Origin of the sequence: Actinacidiphila sp. bgisy167 (assembly GCF_965342175.1) — a bacterium.
Lineage (GTDB): Bacteria > Actinomycetota > Actinomycetes > Streptomycetales > Streptomycetaceae > Actinacidiphila.
In genome coordinates this window covers 1-4,002 of record NZ_CBDRBL010000169.1, presented here as the reverse complement: position 1 = coordinate 4,002, position 4,002 = coordinate 1, and the positions used below count along the sequence as shown (strand labels likewise).

At 65.8% G+C, this 4,002-nt stretch carries 2 protein-coding genes; one reads left to right on the top strand and one right to left on the bottom strand.

Annotation, left to right across the window (positions count from 1 at the left end; all coding sequences use genetic code 11):
- Positions 1 to 228 precede the first annotated feature (228 nt).
- Positions 229 to 3,699 carry a hypothetical protein gene (locus tag ACRWND_RS30455; protein ID WP_431955149.1) on the top strand — a complete coding sequence of 1,157 codons (3,471 nt, stop codon included), beginning with the start codon at positions 229 to 231 and terminating at the stop codon, positions 3,697 to 3,699.
- Between the two features lie 41 nt (positions 3,700 to 3,740).
- Here ACRWND_RS30455 and ACRWND_RS30450 read toward each other — a convergent pair.
- Positions 3,741 to 4,002 (bottom strand): hypothetical protein (locus ACRWND_RS30450; RefSeq protein WP_431955147.1); only part of this gene is annotated, 262 nt, incomplete at its 5' end.

Below are 4,002 nucleotides of genomic sequence, written 5' to 3'. Positions count from 1 at the left end.
CGAGGCATGCGCGGTGTGTCGCTGCCGGTGCGGGTCCCGAAGCTCCTGGATGTCCCTCGCGTAGAGTGCGGTGGATACCTGAGCGCGCCATTTTCCAAAGGGCTGCCTCGGTCAATCGTGCACCCGATCGGTTCAGGTCTCCCGTGGTGCAAAAGCTGACGTGAAAGGATTTCTGATCTCGTGAGTCCTCGTGCTCTTGCTCGGATATGTTTCGAGATGCCCTCGCCCATGGGGGACGTCCTCACCGGGACCGGCACCCTAGACCTCGCCGATCTCGCCGCCTTCGTGGCGCACGTCCATCAAGCCGCCGAGGTCTACCGGGACGTGGCGGCCCGTCCGCCTCAGGGGATGACGGCGGAACAGGCGCTCAGAGCGCTCACTCGGATCCCCTCCCACCGCCTGACCACCGGCCTCACACGCGACGAACGCGACCGCCTCCTCCACACCGCGCACCGCTCCGCCCCCATTGCCGCGGACGAGCGACACCTGACGGTCGAAAACGAAACCGGGGTCGCCCGCGGACCCGGTCTAGACCGGCATGTCGACACCACGCCGCACATCGAGGAACGCCCCCAGGCAACCGCAGGCACCGCAACCAGCCGCCTGTTCGACGCGCCCCACCACGCGACCCACGGCGCCGCAGCAGCCGGTACCGGCCGGGAACGTCGGGTACTGGACCGGGACGGCATCCTCGAAGTAGCAGTCACAGTGCGTGGGATGGTGCTCGAGCGGTTGCATCACCGTGCCGATGGCCGGCAGGCGAACGTCGAGGAGTGGTGTGTGACCGTGGCCGCGGCACTCAGGGACCAGGTGTACGCCCCGGCCCCCGAACTGCCGGGCAGCACCGGTATACACCCCGGGAGTACCGTGGACGACCTCGAAGTAGGCACCGGGCGGGCGAGCCAGCGGCTCGCCCCCGGCGGCGCCCGGTGGACCCCGGTTGGGGACTGGGACGTCATCCACACCGCGCTCGGCGACACCACCCTGGGGCTGGGGCCGGGCAGTATGGCCCTGGTCATGTCCCGCACACCCAACGGCAGCGCCTTCGGGCCCGACGGCCGGCTCTCCTTGGGTCGCGAAGGCCACGTGTCGGTTGCTTACCATCCCCGGTACGAAGGTCAGGATCAGGGGGCTGTCTGGATCGAAATCGCACCGGATGAACAGGCGTTCGGCGCGGGCAATGCCACACCCGGGATCAGAATCCTGCACCGCACCCCGGATGCCCCACTCCTGCAGGCACAAGCCCTCATCATCGATCCCTCCGGCCAGGTGGTACCGCACGTCCTCACCCCCTTCCAACCTTCCACCAGCACCACCTACACCCTTCCCGACCCCTCCACCAACCCCCGCTATGCCAGCCCCACGCAGAGCGGTTCACCCTCTCAGCATCGTGGCCAGGCACGTTCTGCCGCCCACCCCTATCCGTCAGGCAGCCGGCACGCCTCCCCTCCCGGCAAATCTCTGAGGGGTCAAAACAGCACGCAGGTCAGCAGCACGCAGGTCAGCAGAGGGCCGAGTCAGAATGTTTCCGGTCCCCAGGTGCCACCTGCGGCATGGACGGTGATTCAGGGCTTGCATCAGATGCAGGCGGCGACCCCCGAAACCCAGGGGACGCGGCTTTCGGCATCACTGGGCACGGACCTCTTCGGCCTGCTTCATCCGGCCCCGGTCCCTTATATGTTGACCGACCTGGAAACCGGCGAGCCGTACGATTACTCCCGCTTGAACTCCGATGAGTGGGTGTACTTCCTCAACGCCATGGACATGCGGGATGAGGACAGCCAGCCGGAGGATATGGACCCGGAGGCGTGGGGCCCGGTAGGTACCAACAGCTACTCACACCGGCGCAGCACTCGGGTATGGACGTCCGCGTCCAACGCTCCTCTCCTGTCGTCCCCCGAGGTCAGCACACCGGCTGTGGTCCATGCCATATGGTTCGGTGATCCCTTGCGGGAGCACGGACGGACTGCCGGCTTCTGGCACAACTATGGCGAGGCGGCTCTCCGTCACTGGGGCGAAGCTGTCTTCGTCCTGTGGACTGACATCTCTCGTGACGACATAGCAGGTGTACGGGACCTGTCTCACCGCCCGCTGGAGGAATGGCAGGCCCAGATATGGGAAATGGTTCAGTGGGCCAAAAGATCGAGAATAGCGCTCGTCAACGTTCATGAAGTGTTCAACGTCTCACGGCCCATGCAGCTGCATGCAGAATTCATGACGGAGATGGTCAAGCAAACGGGCTCCGGCTGGGCCGCGGCGAGCGACATTCTGCGACTAGAAATTATGACCATGGGCGGCATGTACAGCGACGGTGACAACGTCATCGAATCCCTGGATGCCCTCCAGCAGGTCACGTCCAGTCGGCAGGGATACGCAGTCGGAAAGATGGAGGGCGGTTTCATGAACTCGGCATTCGCGGCTCACGCCCACCACCCCTTCTTCCGCATGATGATGCGCATCATAAAGGAGAAGTACGAGATGTCGCAGATCGGACTTTTTCCACGAACCGAAACCGCCACCCCGGCTGCGATGTACACCATGGGCCGGGGAATCGTTCGACGCAATTCGGTCATGTTCCGCACGGGCCCTTACTCCTACGTCGGGATGCGGCAGCTCTTGGGCTGGGAAAGTCTGGATGACATCCCGACCCTTGGCGGAGTGACACTTCGCTCGGACAACAGTTGGATAGCCCCCGCGCCCTCTGTGCAGCGCGACTTCACCGCGCAGCAAACGACTCACTTCACGGCTCGCGTGGTCCAGACACTCGTCCGCGGTCTTTACAACAGGCAAGGCGACCTGGACCTGGTCCACACCGCCCCGACAGTTACACGCCACCCCAGCCCCGACCTGATCTGGCAAGCCGCCCTCGGCTACATCGCCTCCAGGCAAGACCTTCGCACCCTCGTCAGGGGCGTCACACGCACCAGACTGGACCCGCGCGGCCAGACACATATCACCTTGCCGCCCGCGGCGGAAGCCCTTATCCAGCCCCGGACAGGCCGCCCACCCATTGGGGACGCCGGAGGCTGGTGGCTCGGCGACCAGTCCCAAGCCATCACATTGCTCCCACTCACCCCTCGGAGTGCAACGACAACCTCTGAAAGCCACCCCCCCACCATCTCCAGTCCGTTCCTCGGCCAAGCCTTGACCGAGAACGCCCACACCGACAACCTGAACCGGGCGTTGCTTCAACGGAGACTGGAGCAGTTGCCCACAGACGATCCGCGACGCACCCGCGTCCAGAACGCCCTCAATACACACCGTCCACAGCCGAGCTCAGCAGCGCAAGCGACCTCGGCAGGTCACGAGGACGAACCGGACCGCCTCACGACACCCACAGCACACGAGCGCCGGACCGGCCTCGCCACGGGGCCGCTGGAGGTGCAGCCGGTTCAGCCGTTGCGCGAGGACCCCGAAAGCCACCGGTACCTGCTCGACACCAGACTCCTGCCGGCCACCGGCACTCCCGAGTACACCGAGCACGCCGAAGCCGCAGCAGCCACGCTCCGCGACCCCGACACCGCACCCGGGCTACAGGCAACCCCGCCCCTCGTGGCGATCGCACCGGAGAGCCAGACCGACCCGCTGTCGACCATCCACGCCACGTACTTCCTCAGGGCCATCGTCCAGCTTCCCCACACCCGCATCACCACCATCCAACTCGACTTCGGACACACCCACGTCAACATCTGCCGTTGACCCCCACCAGACCACTCCAGGCCGCACCCGGCACCGCCACATCAGGCCGCTCCCCGGGTGCGGCCGCCACTGGCATCATCCGAGCCGGGGTCAGAGACAGCCCCGTGACGGTGCACCTGGATTGCCGCCTGTCCTTGGGCGAAGGCGGGGGCCAGGTCCGCCAAAAACGGGTCGGCCACGGAAAGACCGCGGCCGACGCGCCTCGAGCCGAAGGAGGGCCAGAGGGCCGCCGTCATGGCGTGTTCGGCAAGCCGACCGGTCACCGCGGTCAGCACACCGATGAGCAATCCGACCACGCTCATC